At 27.7% G+C, this 1660-nt stretch carries 2 protein-coding genes; both read right to left on the minus strand.

Annotated features, from left to right (window positions below):
• The coding region (locus AA81_RS13960) for a hypothetical protein (RefSeq protein ID WP_146050429.1) at positions 1 to 690 on the minus strand (690 nt) is incomplete at its 3' end.
• Positions 691 to 849: 159 nt separating this feature from the next.
• Complete coding sequence (locus AA81_RS13965) at positions 850 to 1560, minus strand: hypothetical protein (RefSeq protein WP_103899373.1); 711 nt, start codon at positions 1558 to 1560, stop codon at positions 850 to 852.
• Between the last annotated feature and the right edge of the window lie 100 nt (positions 1561 to 1660).

Here is a 1660-nt window from a genome sequence, read left to right on the forward strand (position 1 = left end):
TATTTTATCGACGTTTTCCCCATAATGGGACAAGTTTTCCCTATAAAGGGACAACTTGTCAATCTTTTTATTTATTATTTCTGGTAATTCCTTTTTATAATAATTAATCGAGACATAATTCCCTACTCCTTCACGTATTTTAAGTTTCTCACTATAAAGTTTTACTATTGGTTCACCTACCAAATATTTACATATTAAAGAATTTTTATTTGATTCACAAAACTCTTCAAATGAGGAATATTCTTCGTTTCTTCTTGCTATTATATATTTTATATATTCTTCAGTAAAGTTTTTAATAAATTGGCTATCTTTTATTTCGTTTCTTTTGTTTTTTGGTTTCTTCTGGTTTTTTTTGGCTTTTTGCTTTCTTTTGCTTATATCAGAAGCTAAGCTATCAGAGAAAAAAAGCCAAATATCTATTTTAATATCTTCTTCCTCTAAGTATTTTTTTATGTTTTCACAAATCTCATCTTGTAAATTTTCGCTTGCCTTCCTACTTTCATGAATAGTTTCTGTTATCTCTATCCCAATTTTTTGATTATCAAACTTAACTATGAAATCAGGAGATTCACTACATTCTAATTGATAATTTTCAGGAAAAAGATGTTCATGAAAACTTTTATAATAATCACAGATAAAATGTTTTAATGATTTAAGTTCCTTTTTTTTCTTATCGTTTATTTTTATCACCCCCGCTTTTTGTAGCATTTTCGATACTTTTAAGTGTTTTAGAAAGTATCCCGACTATGATCCAACATCTGGTGCACTTACTAAAGGAAAGTACACCTTCCTCTCACACAAGTCCTATACAAGGCTCTTATAAAATCAAATAAATTCCACCTTAAAAACTCATATAACTTCTTCCAGAGCTTTCAAATTTCTTATTATATAATTACCAATATCTTTTATCATTTTCAAATAAGGATTTTCCTTATTTTTAGCGTCTTCTTCTGCTCCTTCAAAGGGAACCCAGCCACCGAAGATTTCAAAACTATATTCACCTTCAGTAGTGCTTATACTAAGTAACATTTCACCCTTATACCCTACTAATTCATCCTTGAAATAAGCATATGTATTTGGTTTTCTGGGATAACAAGAATGTTTTAATGAATTATAAATATCCCATAAGCTAATTTTCTTTTTTTCAATTTTACCTTTTGAGAAATTTTGTGCAGTGAAATAATATTTATCATTCGAGATAATTATCCCTAAGTTTTCCATAATTTCTAGAATTTTTTGCTTTTTATTTTGATCTGTATAATTATTACTTAAATAATTCCTAAAATCATCTCTTATTCTACAGCTTCTAATATCTTGTTTTTTATCACTCTTAATATCAAAAATATCACTAAAATATTTCCTCTTTTTACTTTGATTATAATCTTCGAAAATCTCATTTCTCATTATATCCATACTACTTCCCAAAGAAAATATAAAGGCTCTAAAATCAGAAACTTTCTCATTAAAGTCTCCTTTTTCATATGAGCTTTCACATGATTTAATCCTATATTCGATGTCCTTAATACAATAATCTAAAACTTCTTTTTCCTTTTCTTTCATAACTCATTTCCCCCACATTAGATTATACTATATGTCCATGAGAAAATTGGTTAGATCATAAATCGATGTCTTTAAAATGATGCCCTTTCCTTCAACCCAA

The sequence above is a fragment of the Petrotoga halophila DSM 16923 genome (assembly GCF_002924615.1).

Coding starts and splice junctions, on each gene's coding strand:
- AA81_RS13965 (WP_103899373.1), bottom strand. CDS start 1,560: ATGAAAGAAAAGGAAAAAGAAGTTTTAGATTATTGTATTAAGGACATC.